Source organism: Acinetobacter sp. SW-226, assembly GCF_055632855.1.
In genome coordinates this window covers 3722297-3737674 of the sequence record NZ_CM145752.1, presented here as the reverse complement: position 1 = coordinate 3737674, position 15378 = coordinate 3722297, and the positions used below count along the sequence as shown (strand labels likewise).

Annotated in this window: 14 protein-coding genes and 1 rRNA gene; 5 read left to right on the top strand and 10 right to left on the bottom strand. The window is 42.2% G+C overall.

Annotated elements, in window-relative coordinates; all coding sequences use genetic code 11:
- Window positions 1-21: 21 nt before the first annotated feature.
- Window positions 22-136 (top strand): 5S ribosomal RNA (gene rrf, locus ACZ8ZH_RS17710).
- Between the two features lie 643 nt (window positions 137-779).
- Complete coding sequence (locus tag ACZ8ZH_RS17705; RefSeq protein ID WP_119064537.1) at window positions 780-1934, top strand: PQQ-dependent sugar dehydrogenase; 1155 nt, start codon at window positions 780-782, stop codon at window positions 1932-1934.
- Between the two features lie 34 nt (window positions 1935-1968).
- Here ACZ8ZH_RS17705 and ACZ8ZH_RS17700 read toward each other — a convergent pair whose 3' ends face one another.
- Entirely contained in the window at window positions 1969-3009 is a 1041-nt protein-coding gene (locus ACZ8ZH_RS17700) for a TauD/TfdA family dioxygenase (RefSeq protein ID WP_119064535.1), read from the bottom strand.
- Between the two features lie 224 nt (window positions 3010-3233).
- On the opposite strand from ACZ8ZH_RS17700, the gene ACZ8ZH_RS17695 reads away from it, so the two are divergent.
- Window positions 3234-3629 carry a tautomerase family protein gene (locus ACZ8ZH_RS17695; RefSeq protein WP_087527562.1) on the top strand — a complete coding sequence of 132 codons (396 nt, stop codon included), beginning with the start codon at window positions 3234-3236 and terminating at the stop codon, window positions 3627-3629.
- A gap of 235 nt (window positions 3630-3864) precedes the next feature.
- On the opposite strand, the gene ACZ8ZH_RS17690 is transcribed toward ACZ8ZH_RS17695, so the two are convergent.
- From ACZ8ZH_RS17690 to ribF, 5 genes are all read right to left on the bottom strand, one after another.
- Window positions 3865-4407: an NADPH-dependent FMN reductase gene (locus tag ACZ8ZH_RS17690; protein ID WP_086210743.1), complete on the bottom strand. Its 543-nt coding sequence runs from the start codon at window positions 4405-4407 to the stop codon at window positions 3865-3867.
- A gap of 154 nt (window positions 4408-4561) precedes the next feature.
- Window positions 4562-5044, bottom strand: a complete 483-nt coding sequence (locus ACZ8ZH_RS17685) for an FKBP-type peptidyl-prolyl cis-trans isomerase (RefSeq protein ID WP_086210742.1) — start codon at window positions 5042-5044, stop codon at window positions 4562-4564.
- Window positions 5037-5576 carry a signal peptidase II gene (gene lspA / locus ACZ8ZH_RS17680; RefSeq protein ID WP_119064533.1) on the bottom strand — a complete coding sequence of 180 codons (540 nt, stop codon included), beginning with the start codon at window positions 5574-5576 and terminating at the stop codon, window positions 5037-5039. The genes ACZ8ZH_RS17685 and lspA overlap by 8 nt, the downstream gene beginning before the upstream one ends.
- Window positions 5569-8412 (bottom strand): isoleucine--tRNA ligase, encoded by a 2844-nt coding sequence (ileS, locus tag ACZ8ZH_RS17675; RefSeq protein WP_119064531.1) that lies wholly within the window; start codon window positions 8410-8412, stop codon window positions 5569-5571. Before ileS ends, lspA begins: the two co-directional genes overlap by 8 nt.
- Before the next feature lie 65 nt (window positions 8413-8477).
- Window positions 8478-9479, bottom strand: a complete 1002-nt coding sequence (ribF, locus tag ACZ8ZH_RS17670; protein ID WP_110974407.1) for a bifunctional riboflavin kinase/FAD synthetase — start codon at window positions 9477-9479, stop codon at window positions 8478-8480.
- Between the two features lie 205 nt (window positions 9480-9684).
- On the opposite strand from ribF, the gene ACZ8ZH_RS17665 reads away from it, so the two are divergent.
- On the top strand, window positions 9685-10815 hold the full coding sequence (locus ACZ8ZH_RS17665) for a TDT family transporter (protein ID WP_119064529.1): 1131 nt from the start codon (window positions 9685-9687) through the stop codon (window positions 10813-10815).
- Between the two features lie 134 nt (window positions 10816-10949).
- On the top strand, window positions 10950-11510 hold the full coding sequence (locus tag ACZ8ZH_RS17660; RefSeq protein WP_110974409.1) for a 5'-methylthioadenosine/S-adenosylhomocysteine nucleosidase family protein: 561 nt from the start codon (window positions 10950-10952) through the stop codon (window positions 11508-11510).
- Window positions 11511-11570: 60 nt separating this feature from the next.
- Here ACZ8ZH_RS17660 and ACZ8ZH_RS17655 read toward each other — a convergent pair whose 3' ends face one another.
- From ACZ8ZH_RS17655 to ssuD, 4 genes are all read right to left on the bottom strand, one after another.
- Complete coding sequence (locus ACZ8ZH_RS17655) at window positions 11571-12209, bottom strand: TetR/AcrR family transcriptional regulator (protein WP_110974410.1); 639 nt, start codon at window positions 12207-12209, stop codon at window positions 11571-11573.
- 344 nt (window positions 12210-12553) lie between these two features.
- Complete coding sequence (locus tag ACZ8ZH_RS17650; protein WP_110974411.1) at window positions 12554-13354, bottom strand: ABC transporter ATP-binding protein; 801 nt, start codon at window positions 13352-13354, stop codon at window positions 12554-12556.
- A 10-nt stretch (window positions 13355-13364) separates the two neighbouring features.
- Window positions 13365-14180, bottom strand: a complete 816-nt coding sequence (gene ssuC / locus ACZ8ZH_RS17645; RefSeq protein ID WP_110974412.1) for an aliphatic sulfonate ABC transporter permease SsuC — start codon at window positions 14178-14180, stop codon at window positions 13365-13367.
- Window positions 14180-15355: an FMNH2-dependent alkanesulfonate monooxygenase gene (gene ssuD / locus ACZ8ZH_RS17640; RefSeq protein WP_119064527.1), complete on the bottom strand. Its 1176-nt coding sequence runs from the start codon at window positions 15353-15355 to the stop codon at window positions 14180-14182. Before ssuD ends, ssuC begins: the two co-directional genes overlap by 1 nt.
- Between the last annotated feature and the right edge of the window lie 23 nt (window positions 15356-15378).

The window sequence follows — 15378 nt, the reverse complement described above, 5'->3', positions numbered from 1 at the left end:
CGAATAGTCATAAACAGTTGTGCTGGCGACAATAGCAAGAGTGAACCACCTGATCCCTTCCCGAACTCAGAAGTGAAACCTCTTAGCGCTGATGGTAGTGTGGCGTTTGCCATGTGAGAGTAAGTCATCGCCAGCTCATTATTCAAAAGCCCCCTAACTTAATTGTTAGGGGGCTTTTTTTATTATGCGGTTAGTGAAATAGTGAATTTATTGTCATTGATTAATGCTGATGTCTTATCAGTATCTGGTTTTTGGTTTGGATCAACCTCATTCAAAAAATAGAGCTCAGCTTTTCATTGAAGCAGGTTGATGAAATCGTTTAATCACGCACCGTAAACGTCTAAGTACCTATAGTAAAAGAACATGAATTTGGCAGAACTTTGATCAAATTTTACATGATGCTCAGAATATAAAGGGGCATAGAATTGCCATAAAGATTATTCGGCAATATGAGAAGAAGAAATAAAATTCTTTTCCAAAAAAGAAACCCCGACATCCTGTCGAGGTTTCTTTGTATTTCAGTGCTTAGATACAACTCCTGTCATATCTCACATCCTGATGCTCAAACTGATTATTGTTGTTTTTCGTTTGGGAAACGTCCTGTCTCCTGATATTTTAAATATACGTTTTCGCTTATTTTAAAGCTAGTGATTACTTTCTTCAGTAGTTGTAAGCATTCACTTACAAGGATTCATCTTGTTACTAAAGCTTATACTGCAAGCATTTATTTCTCTTCTACAATGGATTGTAAGTAGTGTGATAGAAGAAATGAGACAAGGATGAATATTAAAGCCTTTCATAGACTGATTACATTGAGTGTGCTGTCTGTTCTAACGGCATGCCATGCGCAAACTCCATCAGAAACTCAGTCGAAAGAAAATCAGCCTAGTTCAGTTGTTGCAGTAACATCTATACAGATGAAACGTATCGCTGAGTTTAATGAACCATGGGCATTGGCTGTGTTAGCTGACGGGCGTTTATTGATTACTGAAAAGTCGGGGCAATTGATTTTATTTAATCCTAGAGATCAGAAAAAGACTTTTATTAAAAACCTACCTAAAGTGGCTTATGGTGGTCAGGGTGGATTCGGGGACATTGTTTTACATCCTAAGTTTGAACAAAACCATCAAATGTATCTCAGTTATGCAGAAGCAGGGCAAGGTGGCTATGGTGCAGTGGTGATTCGTGCAGATTTGAATTTAGATCAAGCACAGCCACAATTAGATAATATAACAACCATTTGGAAACAGGTACCTAAGGTTCGTGGGCAAGGGCATTATGCACATCGTGTACTGTTTGATGGTTCTGGAAAACTATGGATTAGCTCTGGTGAGAGACAGAAATTTGATCCTGCCCAAGACTTGACATCGAATCTTGGGAAAATCATTCGGATTAATGATGATGGCTCAGTGATAGTGGATAATCCTTTTCAGTCGCAAGGTGAAGTAGCGAAACAAGTCTGGAGTTTCGGGCATCGTAATCCTTTAGGTATGGCTTTTGATGAACAAGGTCAACTTTGGGTGGTTGAAATGGGTCCGAAAGGTGGTGATGAGCTTAATTTGATCCAGAAAGGGAAAAACTATGGTTATCCAGTGGTTTCCAATGGTGATCATTATAGTGGTTTGAATATCCCTGACCATGTTACGCGACCTGAGTTTGAAGCACCGAAATTGGACTGGACCCCTGTGATTTCTCCATCGAGTTTGATTTTTTATACGGGACAGATGTTTCCCAAGTGGCAGGGTAAAGCCATCATTGGCGGGCTTTCATCTGAAGCGTTGATTATTGTAGACACCACAGCACAGCCAGCAAAAGAAATTCAACGGATAGATATGAAACAACGTATCCGTGGTTTACAACAAGCGAAAGATGGCAGTATTTGGGTGATTGAGGATGGGAAGCATGCTGATTTAATTCAACTGGGCAAACCTTAGTCATATTAAAAGAAATATGACTAAGCGATGAATTTTAAATAGCAGAGTGTAGATCGGCATGGAAAACATTGGCTTGAATTTGAAGCAAGTTATGGCTTTCATTGCCATCATTGATACGCCAATGTGCAATTTTAATATTATCGACTAAGGCTATATCTCCTTGTTGCCATTGAACTAAAAGTGCATCACGATAGAGTGCATCAAAGTATTGCTGTTTTTCCTGATGCGTCCACTCAATTTTTTCACCTGTGTATGTGAAGAGTTCCCAAGACAATTGCATGTGATTCGCTGTAAAACCTGATTGAAGTGATCCGCGATGCTTACATATAGTTTGTGTCGTGTGATGTGCAAAGGTATGGGTATTATTGGCAAAGACCCATGGTTGGATCGCTAGTCTTTGAGTATCAGGATGGGTGATGACGAAGGGAGAGCGTTTTAAGGTGAGTTTGGCTCTTTTATTGGCTAGCTTGCTTAAATAAAATGGGCTGTTCTTTAATAGTAAACGGTCTAATATATTGAGTTTACGGATTGAAATATAAGAAAAATGGCTCCACGCGCCTAAATATTTTTTTTGAATACTGGTTGGAAACTGGTTCCAAATTTTTTCTAAGTCATTAAAACCTGTTTCGGCCAGATGAGTGGAAGTCTGTTGGCAAAACAGTGCAACATAACGTGATCGGGTTGAATGCATACTTCCTTGGATATGTAAGTTTTGAATGGCATTCTCACGAGGTTTCAATTGTACGATATTGTGATTGTGGTACAGCTTCTCATTATTTATACCGAAAAGTTTTTCACTGTGCTTACGCATAAGTGTGGCAAACCAGCCCTGCGTATTCGGAGTAATACTATTCCTTGGTTCAAGTTGTAAATGTTGTTCAATAAGTTCGTAGAATTCATAGCTGCGTTCTATCTTGAAACCGCGGAATAATAAAATCCCATGCTGATGGAGTTGTTGCATGATTTCAGTACGATGAACTCTACAATAGGCTGCTAAAGCATCTGCCTGCGTATATTCAGGGTCTGCGACATAGATTTTGCAATAATCAGTTAAATATGTAGTACTCAGTTGCATGAGGTGTTCTCTGTTCTTCTTGTTTTTAATTGATTTTATATAAAAACGTTTTGCGCAAAACTGCCCGACGTTCAGATGGGCAAAAGTATAGAACGTAGTGCGTTATATTGATGTAATATTTGGTTGCTATGCCTGATATAACGATAAACGGTCAGCTTAATCGCACTGTGGTTACGAATATCAAAAATGAAAAACTTTAATAATAAAAGAATAGAGGATGTGTGATGCCAAGTACCCAAATTCATGTTCGTAAAAACTATAGTCAGGATGAAGCGCGAGCGATAATTGAAGCAGTCCATACGGCATTATCTACTGCGTTTCAACTCCCCCAATATGATCGCAATATTCGTTTAGTTGAGCATGCACCTGAGCATTTTGCGTATCCACTTTATTTAACACAACCCGCTTCTTTTACTTGGATTGAAGTTGATTGCTTTGTTGGAAGATCGCTAGAGACTAAACGAAGACTGTATCAACTCCTAGTTCAGCATTTAGCAGAGTTAGGTATTCCACAAGACCATATTTCTATTTTAATTCGTGAGTCTAACTTAGAGAATTGGGGGATACGAGGTGGTCAAGCCGCATCTGATGTTAATTTAGGATTTGATGTGAATATTTAAAATATCAAACTGGAATTAAAAAGCCCCCAACATCCTGTCGGGGGCTTTTTAAATTCTTTCAAACGGTATAACTCCTGTCCTACCGATCAGCATCCTGCTATATATTTTATTATTTTTGTTTTTAATTGAGACTTCCTGTCTCTGTATGATTTAACTATAGCGTCGATACTGTTGATTGAAAAGCCGACAAATACTCAAGTTACTGTAAGCAATCGCGTACATAAGAATCTCATCTTTATGCGCTGACATATTTAATCAGTTTATCAATTGCTGCTTTTAGATTTTTCTCATCAAAAGGATTCGGTTCAAAATCTTCGGTTTTATTGCGTGAAAAAATATCCCGAATTTCAATCACGGCATTGGTATCGACTAGGCCGAGTTGAGTACCGACTTGGCGAATTTGGTCGATGGAGCGTGAGCCGTTGGTGCCACCATAACTAATATAAGCTGCAGGTTTGCCTTGCCACTCTTTGCCTAAATAGTCCAATGCATTTTTGAGTGCTGGACTATAGCCGTGATTATATTCAGGACTAATAAAAATAAAGGCATCGCCTTGGACAATGTGATCGGCCCATGCTTGTTGTTTAGGTTGATCATAAATGCCCGTCATTGGGGGATTTGCACCTGCAAAAATTGGCAAATCCCACTCTTTTAAGTCGACCAATTCGAGTTGGACCGTATTGAGCCCAAGTTGTTCAAAGCCTTTTTGCACCCATCGCGCAACTTTAATGGCAGTACGCCCTTCGCGGACACTGCCAATAATGACTTGAATTTTCATGCAAAATCCTTGGAAAATAAATGTGATCACGTTACGGTAGTATGAAAATTAAGCTTTGCATAGATTGAATATGTATCTGATGGATAAATGTTTGAGGCATTAAAAAAGCCCCCGAAGGAGCTTTGAATGACACACAGACGGTCGATCTGTGGCTTTACATAATTTTGATGCCTTGTTGTCCGGCAGGGGTCACTTTGAAGATTTCAACTTCAAAGGTAATATCTTTACCTGCCAATGGATGATTAAAATCTACTTCGGTGATGTCATCACCTACAGTTTTAACCACACCATAAAGACTTTGTTTGGCTTTGTCTTCAAACTCAATCATGTGACCTTCGATTGGTCGCTGTTCAAATTTAACCGTATCAAACTTTTGTACATTCTCAGGGTTCCAAGGACCAAAAGCATCTTCTGGTGGTAGGCTTACGGTACGGCGGTCACCAGCTCGTAAACCAAACAGCGCCTTTTCAAAACCGGGCAATAGGCTACCATCACCCATCACGAGACTCACAGGTTCTTCACGGCTACGCGTATTGTCAATTTCCACGCCATTTTCAATGGAAACAGAAAAATGTAACTCAACTTTTGAGCCTTCGCTTACGCGAGTTTCTTCATTAGGATTAATAAAATCAGTCATTTTTTACTTCGGTACGTTGGATACGATTTTTTTCGAGAAAAAAGGTATCGATCAACAAAAGGATAGTTCCAAGCGTAATTGAGCTGTCAGCAATATTAAACGCAGGGAAGTGGCTGTTTTGATAGTACACATGAATGAAATCAACCACATAGCCTAAGCTAATACGGTCGATTAAATTGCCTATAGCACCACCTAGAATAAGCGCAATTGCAATGGGCAGGACTTTTACTGTTTTTGGCATACGCATCAGCCAGAACAGGAAAATGACAGACACAATACCAGCAAGAGAGGTAAAGAAATAGCGTTGCCACCCACCAGCATCGGACAAGAAACTAAAGGCTGCGCCATAGTTATGCAATAAGGTCCAATTTAAAAAGGGCAGAACTGGTACTGGATCTGCATAATTCAGATGGGTACTGGCAATCCATTTGGTCCATTGATCTAAGACAATGGCTAGAATAGCCAAGCCTACCCACACTAAATTATGCGGATAGAATTGGAATAAGCCCTTTTTCTGTTGAGGGTTAGGCATATTTTCTCTCTTCGCCTTGGCCTGTAGGAAGGTTGATAATACAACGTCCACATAAACCTGGATGTGTAACATGTGTATTCACATCTGGTAGAACATGCCAGCAGCGTACACATTTTTCACCATCAGCAGCTGAGACTTTAACATTCAGACCTGCCAGATCAGAAGCTTCGCCTTGAGTTGCATCGAATGTATTCACAAGTACTTGCGATGTGATCAGGACAAAGCGAAGTTCATCATCTAGACGATCAAGTACGTCTTTGAGTTCGGCATCTGCCCACAGTTCAACTTTGGCAGAGAGATTTGAACCCACGATTTTCGCGGTACGCGCGGTTTCGATGAACTTGTTCACCGCAGACTTCACCGCAATGAGGGTTTGCCAATCGGCTTCAGACAACAGGTTTGCTTTTGAAGCCACAGGAATCTCATACCATTCCGCAGTGAACACATATTTCTCAGTTTGTTCTGGAATCAGTGGCCATGCCTCTTGAGCGGTAAAGCTTAAGATTGGTGACATCCAACGCACAAAGGCTTGTACCAAATGATACAACGCAGTTTGAGCCGAACGACGCGCTTGCGAATCTGCTTTAGTGGTGTACTGACGGTCTTTGATGATGTCTAGATAGAAACCACCCAAGTCGTTGATACAGAAGTTGGTCAGCGCATTGGTCACGATATGGAAGTTCATATCTTCATAGGCTTGCTGAATGGTTTTCTGTACATCTGCTGCACGTTGCAAGATGTATTGATCAAGTGCGATCAATTGATCTACAGGCAGTGCATCGGTCGATGGTTTGAAACCATTGAGGTTCGCCAACAAGAAGCGCAAAGTATTACGAATACGACGATAGCCATCTGATGCACGGTTAAAAATTTCTTTGCCTGCAGTCATTTCATAACGGTAATCTGCCGATGCAATCCAGAAACGCAAGCCGTCTGCACCCATGTCTTTAATGATGTCTTGTGGGGTGATGATGTTGCCTAAAGATTTTGACATCTTACGGCCTTTTTCATCCACCACGAAGCCATGAGTTAGCAAGCCTTTATACGGCGCACGTTGATTGATAGCGACAGAGGTTAATAATGAAGACTGGAACCAACCACGATGTTGGTCTGAGCCTTCAAGGTATAAATCGGCAGGATCAGTGAGTTCTTCGCGTTCACGCAGCACGGCATAGTGGGTTGTGCCTGAGTCAAACCACACGTCTAAAGTGTCACGCACACAATTGTACTGTTCCGCTTCATCACCAATAAAATCTTTCGCTTCACGGTTATACCAAGCATCAATTCCTTCTTGTTCGATTAGTTTAGCAACTTCTTCGATCAATTCCGCTGTGCGCGGATGTAGCTCATTGGTGTCTTTATGCACGAAGAATGGGATTGGTACACCCCAAGTACGTTGACGCGAAATACACCAGTCTGGACGACCTTCGATCATAGCTTGAATACGGTTTTTGCCCCAATCTGGCACGAAGCTGATTTCGTTTTCAATCGCATTTAAAGCATTTTGACGTAAGCCTTGTGCATCCATGCTGATAAACCACTGCGGGGTTGCACGGAAAATAATTGGGGTTTTATGGCGCCAGCAATGCGGATAGCTATGTTTGATCGGTTGATGCGCCCACAAGCGACCGACTGCACCCAACGCTTCAATGATTTTTGGATTGGCTTTGTAGATGTGCTCACCAGCAAAAACGGGTGACGTTGGTAAATATACACCATTGCCACCGACTGGGTTTTCAACTTTTAAGTTGTACAGTAAACCGACTTTATAGTCGTCCACACCATGACCTGGCGCAGTATGAACCGCACCTGTACCACTGGTTGCGATGACGTGCTCACCTAAAATCACAGGCACTTGACGGTCTGTAATCAAAGGATGTTGTAATAATAAGTTTTCGATAGCCGAACCCGTGAAATCAGCTAAAACGATAGGGTTTTCAAGCTTATAACGCTCAACTGCTGACGCAACTAAGTCTTTGGCCAAAATAAAGTTTTGTGTCCCGCGATCAGTTGTGACTTGAACCAATTGATAGTCAATTTCTGCATGTACAGCAACCGCTTGGTTCGCAGGTAAAGTCCACGGTGTGGTGGTCCAAATCACGATATCGGTTGGGTCTTGAACATCCACCCCTAAGCGTGCGCTTAAATCTTTTAAGTCGACAACTGTGAAACCAACATCAATTGCATCTGATTTTTTATCTTCATATTCGACTTCTGCTTCAGCTAAAGCTGAACCACAGTCGAGACACCAGTTTACTGGTTTGAGACCTGGTTCGATATGACCTGCTTTCGCAATCGCGCCGACAGAGCGCACAATGTCTGCTTCCTGTTTAAAGTTCATGGTCAGATAAGGATTGTCCCAATCCCCAAACACACCCATGCGCACGAAGTCTTTCTTTTGTAATTCGACTTGGGTGTAAGCATATTCGCGGCAGGCTTTACGGAAAGTCGAAGCATCCACTTTTACACCGACTTTCCCGACTTTTTCTTCAACTTTGAGTTCAATCGGTAGACCGTGACAGTCCCAACCTGGAACATACGGTGCATCAAAGCCATCGAGCACGCGACTTTTAATGATGACGTCTTTGAGGACTTTGTTTACCGCATGACCCAAGTGGATTTGACCATTTGCATACGGAGGGCCGTCATGTAGGACATATTTTTTCTTGCCAATACGCGACGCACGAATCTGCTGATAAATGTTGTCGGCATACCACTCTTCTAACCATTTTGCTTCACGCACCGCAAGATTTGCTTTCATGGCAAAATCGGTACCTGGGAGGTTAAGTGTGGCTTTATAATCCACTGCATTTTCAGTAGTTTGCTTGTCGCTCATGCAAGTTTTCTTCCAATTTAATCAGCTTTTAGACTGACGCGTTTTACATAAAATTGATTGGGTATTTAAAAGGGAAATGTTGGGGTGTTTTGACGAAACTCAAGCAGTTTCACCACATCATCATCAATTCCTGCTTTTAGTGCTTCCAGCGAAGGGTAATTCTTTTCACCATGTAAATAGTTTAAGAAGGTGACCCGCATTAATAAGCCATACAGATTAGCAGAAACATCAGGGAAATGTACTTCTAATCGCCATTCAGGATGATCTTGCTGAATGGCTGGCCGTGTTCCAACATGACCTGCGCCAAAAAGGGCAGAAGGTTCATATCCAGCAATGCCCAACCGTTCAGGCTGGTCTGCTTTGACTTTGTCGCGTAGGGATGTGGTTTCACAAATTACATCGACACCATAAATGCCGTTTAAACAAGGTTTGTGACGGTTTAAACGCACATTAATGGTTGGAAAATCTAGGGTTCGACCAATTTGGTCGCCATACTGCACTCGACCTGTAATGCTATAAGGTCGGCCTAATAATTGTGCTGCGAGTGCCAAATCCCCTGCTGCAAGAGTTTGGCGAATCCGGGTTGAACTGACGCGTTCACCTTCTGCGAGGACGGTTTCAAGATTATGCACTTGAAAACCATAATTTTTAAGAAATTCACTATTGCCTTGGCGATTTTTACCAAAGTGGAAATCATCGCCTAAAACCAAACTTTGGGCATTGAGTTTGTCTTTTAAAATATCGGCAAATGCTTCGGCACTTAAACTCCGGAAGCTATTGTCAAATTTAGCAACTGCAATATAGTCCACACCTAGCTCAGTTAAATATTCGACTTTTTCACGTAAGGATGAAATCCTCGGTGGAGCATCATAAGCTTTAAAAAATTCAAGTGGTTGAGGTTCAAAAATCATCACCACTGTTTTTAGGTTGTGTTGTTTTGCAACGGCTTTGAGCTGATGAATCATGGCTTGATGACCCAAATGCACCCCGTCAAAATTACCGATGGTGACAACGGTTTTTTCTAATTCAGAGTGTGAGGGCAAAGCATGTAGACGGAGCAGCTTCATGGGCAAATCAAGTGCTTAGAATAAATAACGGCTTATATATTGCCATATTCTTGGGCATTCGTCTTGTGGTTGTTTTTTGACAATGCAAAATTTCGTAGAAAGTTCACATATATTATTTTAATTGATTTATTTAATGTGAATTAATCAATTTTTCTTATTTATGGTTTTGGTTAGTATAGATGTAGTTTCTAATGAGGACCAACTCATGCAAAAACCATTTACACAACTTGGACAGCGGCAAAATCTGATCCGTCAATTTACCCCCAACTGGTTTACTGTCAGTATGGGAACAGGTGTGGTGGCGCTTATTGTATCAGAGTTTCCGATTTTAAAGTCATTCACATGGTCGTTCGGCACAACGCTTTGGTGTCTCAATATTGCGCTTTTTGTACTTTTTACTGTGCTTTATGGACTGCGTTGGGTATTTTATCCGCACGAAGCCAAACAGATTTTTCAACATCCAAGCATGAGCCTATTTTTAGGTACGATACCGATGGCACTGGCGACGATTCTAAATGGCTGTTTAAAGTATGGGCAGCCGATTTATGGAGATATTGCGGTTCATGTCGCCAAGAGCCTTTGGTACGTAGACGTGCTCCTTGCACTATTGGTGGCATGGGGTGTTCCTTTTGTCATGTATCAGCGTCAGCAACATAGTTTGAGCAATATGACAGCAGTTTGGTTGTTGCCGATCGTGGCCTGTGAGGTTGCAGCCAGCAGTGGCGGTCTATTGCTGGGGTATTTGCCAACAGATGGTCATGCTGTTGCGATTTTATTGGCTAGTTATGTCCTTTGGGGTATTTCTGTTTTACCTGCTTTTGCTATTTTAACGATTTTAATGTTGCGTTTAGTCTTACATAAACTACCCGAAAAAGAGCTGGCAGTCAGCAGTTGGTTGGCTTTGGGGCCGATCGGTACGGGGGCTTTGACTTTATTGATTTTAGGACAGCAAGCACCGACAGTTTTGGTGAGCATAGATTTGGCTGAAATGGGTCAGCTTTTTCAATATGCAGGAATTTTCGGTAGTCTCATTCTGCTCGGTTTTGGGTTATGGTGGTTAGGCATTGCTGTGATGACCACTTTACACCATGCCAAACAGGAATTACCTTTTAACCTCGGCTGGTGGGGACTGACATTTCCGTTGGGCGTGTACACCCTCGCGATTCTTAATTTAGCGCAGCAATTGAATTTAGCTTTCCTCTACGCTGTTGGCTATGCCTTTGCTGCCATTCTGCTGATACTTTGGTGTTTAGTTGCAAGCAAAACCGCGCATGGTTTTTATCAAGGCCATTTGTTTTTTTCACCCTGTTTAAAAGCCTATTTGGAACAGCATTAAAGTCAGTGAAAATGCTATTTTTTACTTAGATCAAAATGCTGGATACGATTTTGGGTCGTGGTGTTTAAACTACTTTTCTTTCGCATAGATTTGCTTTCTAATGGGCTGAATGAAGTCTGTTATTTGAGTATGTTATGTCAGATGTTGCACTGATCATGGCTTTGCCGAATGAATCCAAAGGATTATTTGAACAAGCAGGGATTGAAGTTCATTACAGTGGTGTGGGCAAAGTCAATGCGGCCTATAAAGCATTTGAAGTGATTCAAAAAACAGGTTGTAAAACCCTGATTAATTTAGGTACCGCTGGCAGTAGTTATTTTGATCAGCATGAGTTGATCGAAGTTTCTCAATTTGTACAGCGTGATATGGATGTTTCACCACTCGGTTTTGCGGTCGGCTTTACACCATTTGACAGCATGGACCCCGCTGAAATTCATTTGGAGCCTTTTTTTCAGCAGTTACGCACAGGTATCTGTGGGACTGGCGATAGCTTTGAAACAGGAACACCCAAAGTCGCGTGCGACTTGGTGGATATGGAAGGTTATGCCTTGGCAAAGGTTTGTAAAAAGCTCGATGTACGTCTGATTTCAGTTAAATATATTTCAGATGGAGCTAACGACACTGCTCATTTGGATTGGGAAGACAATCTACTATTGGGCGCTCAGAAATTATTGAGATTATTTGAAAGTATCTGAGGTTTTGATTTTGTCTTTTTAAATTTGGCGACCATAGAGTGCTATGGTCGTATGCCAAAACTATTCAGGTTTGAATAAGTCAGACGGAGTTCTTGGGATCACACCATATAACATCATATGTACAGTGTGTTGAATTACACGCTGTTGCATACTACGGTTACGTAGGGTTTTACCTGTCACCATTTCCATTTGTGTGGCAAAGTCAGCATAGTTCTGTGTCAAAGCCCAAATATTCAAAATGAGCAATTCAGGATCAATTGCTTTTGAAATTTTGCCTTGTTCTTGCCAATTGCTAATCACTTTAGCTTTACGTTTGACCAATTTCTTTAGAGGCCCTTTGAGGATTTCCAGAATATGTGGAGCACCTTGAATGACTTCTAGCGCAAATAAGCGTGAGGCTTTAGGTTGAGTCCGAGAAACCTCAATCTTTTGCAATAAGTAGTTGGTGATCGCTTCTTCTGGCTCTAAGTCCGCTTCTAGCATTTGCAGTGGCGCTAACCACTTTTGCAGAACCGTCGTTAAAACTTCAACGTACAAAGCTTCTTTATTTTCATAGTAATAGAAAATATTCGATTTGTGCATCTCAGCAATCTGTGCGATCTCATCTAAACTCGCTCCATTAAAACCATAGAGTGAAAAGACATCTAGTGCAGCATTCAGCAGCTGGTGGCGTTTTTGAGTACTCTTTTTCTGTTCCATTCGCTAATTTAAAAAACAATAAAAAGGGGGAAGGACAAATTGTACGGCAAATCATCAGACTTGTGCACAAAGTGGAAATTTAATTTTTTGAATAATGATCATTTATTCTGTAGATTGACTAATAAATTGCGATAAATTCTAAAACTTGTCCAATAAAATATCATTATGTAAAAACTATTTTGTATCACAGACACGAAATAATGGATTTTTTTCAGGGGTGTTTTGTAAAAATAACGTGAAATTTCACTTTTTAAATATGTAAGTGTTTGAAATACATGAGCGTCTCATATTTTCACGCCTGTGCAAAAAGATCCTTAGCACCATGCTAAGGATATTGAATAAAGTTAGGTGGCCAGAACGGCATTTAATACTTGCTGTTCAAGTGAGTTAAAAGCGACATCTTTGACCCGAGGACGGGGTAGGTTGACTTGAAACTCTTTGGCAATATGACCACGGTCTAACAAAATAATTCGATCTGCCAGTTGAACGGCTTCGCTGACATCATGCGTAACTAAGATGGCGGTAAAACCTTGTTCCGTCCATAATTTTTCAATCAAATTCTGCATGTCCAAGCGAGTGAGGGCATCCAATGCACCTAAAGGTTCATCCAGCAGTAAAATCCGTGGCTTATGGGATAAAGCCCGTGCTAAGGCAGTGCGTTGGCGTTGTCCCCCAGAGAGCTGCGAAGGCCAAAGCCCCGCTTTGTCTTTAAGCCCGACTTTTTCCAACAGACTAGAGGCATTGGCATGTTGTTCTTTGGCTAAGCCCAGTTGCACATTTTTTTCTATAGAGCGCCATGGCAGTAAACGTGGATCTTGAAACATGACCCGTATATCGTCTGCGGTAATCCCTTCGCGGAGGTGTCGCGCGGATTTAAACTTAATTTCACCATAGCTTTGTTGTTCTAAGTTGGCAATCAGACGCAGTAGCGTACTTTTACCACAACCACTACGTCCGACAATGGCTAAAAACTCACCTGGCTGAATATGCAGGTCTAAGTCTTCAAGAACTTTAACTGAACCATAAAACTTATGCAGTTGTTCAATAATAATTTCGGCCCCAAGCACCGCTTGAGGGTTAATGTCTTGATTATGATTTGGCTGCGATGTAATAGTGGCATGGCGACCAAGGCTTAAATCAGTCATCTCAGACTCCTTATTTTTGGTATCCTGCATGCCAACGCAGCAGGTATTTTTCTAATGTGACGGCCAGTACATCAGCCAGTTTTCCAAGTAGGGCATACAGTAAAATCCCCACCAAGACGATGTCAGTTTGTAAAAATTCACGTGCATTCATGGTCATATAACCAATGCCCGCTTGTGCAGAAATGGTTTCGGCAACGATCAGTAACACCCACACCAAACCCAGTGAAAAGCGCAGACCAACCAAAATAGAGGGCATCGCGCCGGGTAAAATAATTTCTTTATACAGTTGCCAACGGGTCAAGCCATAGCTTTTCCCCATTTCAATCAGTTGCGGATCTACCGAACGTATGCCGTGATAGGTGTTGATGTAAATGGGGAAAAACACCCCGACCGCAACCAAGAACAGCTTGGCGCTTTCATCAATTCCGAACCACAAAATCACCAATGGAATAAGTGCCAGTGCGGGAATATTTCGGATCATCTGTAGAGTGGTGTCGAGCAGGGTGGACGCCATTTTCGATGAACCATTTAACAAACCCAGAAATAGCCCTAAACCGCCACCCACCAATAAGCCGAGTAAGGCGCGGCCTGCACTGACTTGAACATGCTTCCATAGTTCACCACTCAGTAGCAGGTGCCAGAAAGCGCTAACCACTGCGGTAGGTGCAGGTAAAATGCGACTTTCTAAGAGTCCTGTGCTGGAAGCAATTTGCCAAAGCACAATTAAGCCGATAGGAAAGAGCCAAGGCAGCAATAGCTGCCCCAACTGGGTTCCACGTGAAACCTTTTCCTGCTGGAGGGTTTGCACTGAAACGATTTTGGACATTAGGCAGGCTCCTGAATCGCTTTTGTTTTTTTGTTTTCATCGGGTGTGTAGTTGTTTGCCACAATCTCACCAAAGGGACCTGTTAAATTTGGTTGTGCTAACTTTGTTTGAGTTTCAAGCGGCAGGAGTGGGAACACTAACTCGGCAAAACGAATCGACTCTTCAAGATGTGGATAGCCTGAGAAAATAAAGGTACTGATGCCCAAGTCAGCATATTCTTGAATACGCGCTGCAACTGTTTCAGGGTCACCGACCAATGCCGTACCTGCACCCCCACGAACCAGTCCTACACCAGCCCAAAGGTTGGGAGATACTTCAAGTTTACTGCGGTCACCATTGTGTAGTTCGGCCATGCGACGTTGGCCGACCGAGTCCATGCTCTTAAATTTTGCCTGTGCTGCAGCAATGGTGGCATCATCGACATATTGAATGAGCTCTTCTGCCGCTTGCCATGCTTGTTCATTGGTTTCACGTACAATCACATGCAGACGGATACCATAGTTGAGCGTACGGCCTTTGGCCTCGGCTTTGGCACGTACAGTGTCAATTTTTGCTTTGACTGCCGCAGGAGGTTCTCCCCATGTCAGATACGTGTCAACCTGATCCGTCGCCAACTCGATGGCATCATCCGATGAACCGCCAAACCAAAGTGGAGGGTAGGGTTGTTGTACAGGTGGATACAGCAGTTTGGCATCATCTACGTTTAGACGTTCGCCGTGAAAGGTAAAGCTTTCACCTGTATGGGAGCGGGTTAAAATCTCACGCCAAATCTTGACGTATTCATTGGCGGTTTTATAGCGAGTCGAGTGGTCTTCATAGACACCATCGCCTTGCAGTTCTTTTTCATCGCCACCTGTCACCAAGTTCAATAAAACTCGACCATTGGAGAGACGGTCAAAGGTGGCTGCCATCCGTGCAGCCAGTGCCGGCGTGGTCACGCCTGGACGTAATGCAACCAAGAATTTTAATTTTTTCGTGGCATCAATCAGACTGGCTGCGGTCAACCATGGATCTTCACATGAACGACCCGTTGGAATCAGTACACCTTCATAACCTAAATTATCCACGGCAACCGCAATCTGTTTCATATAAGCATGGTCCACTTGACGAGCACCTTTGCTGGTACCTAAGTAGCGACTGTCACCGTGAGTTGGGATAAACCAGAAAATTTTCATTTTTAAAAATCCTTAGATAGAGT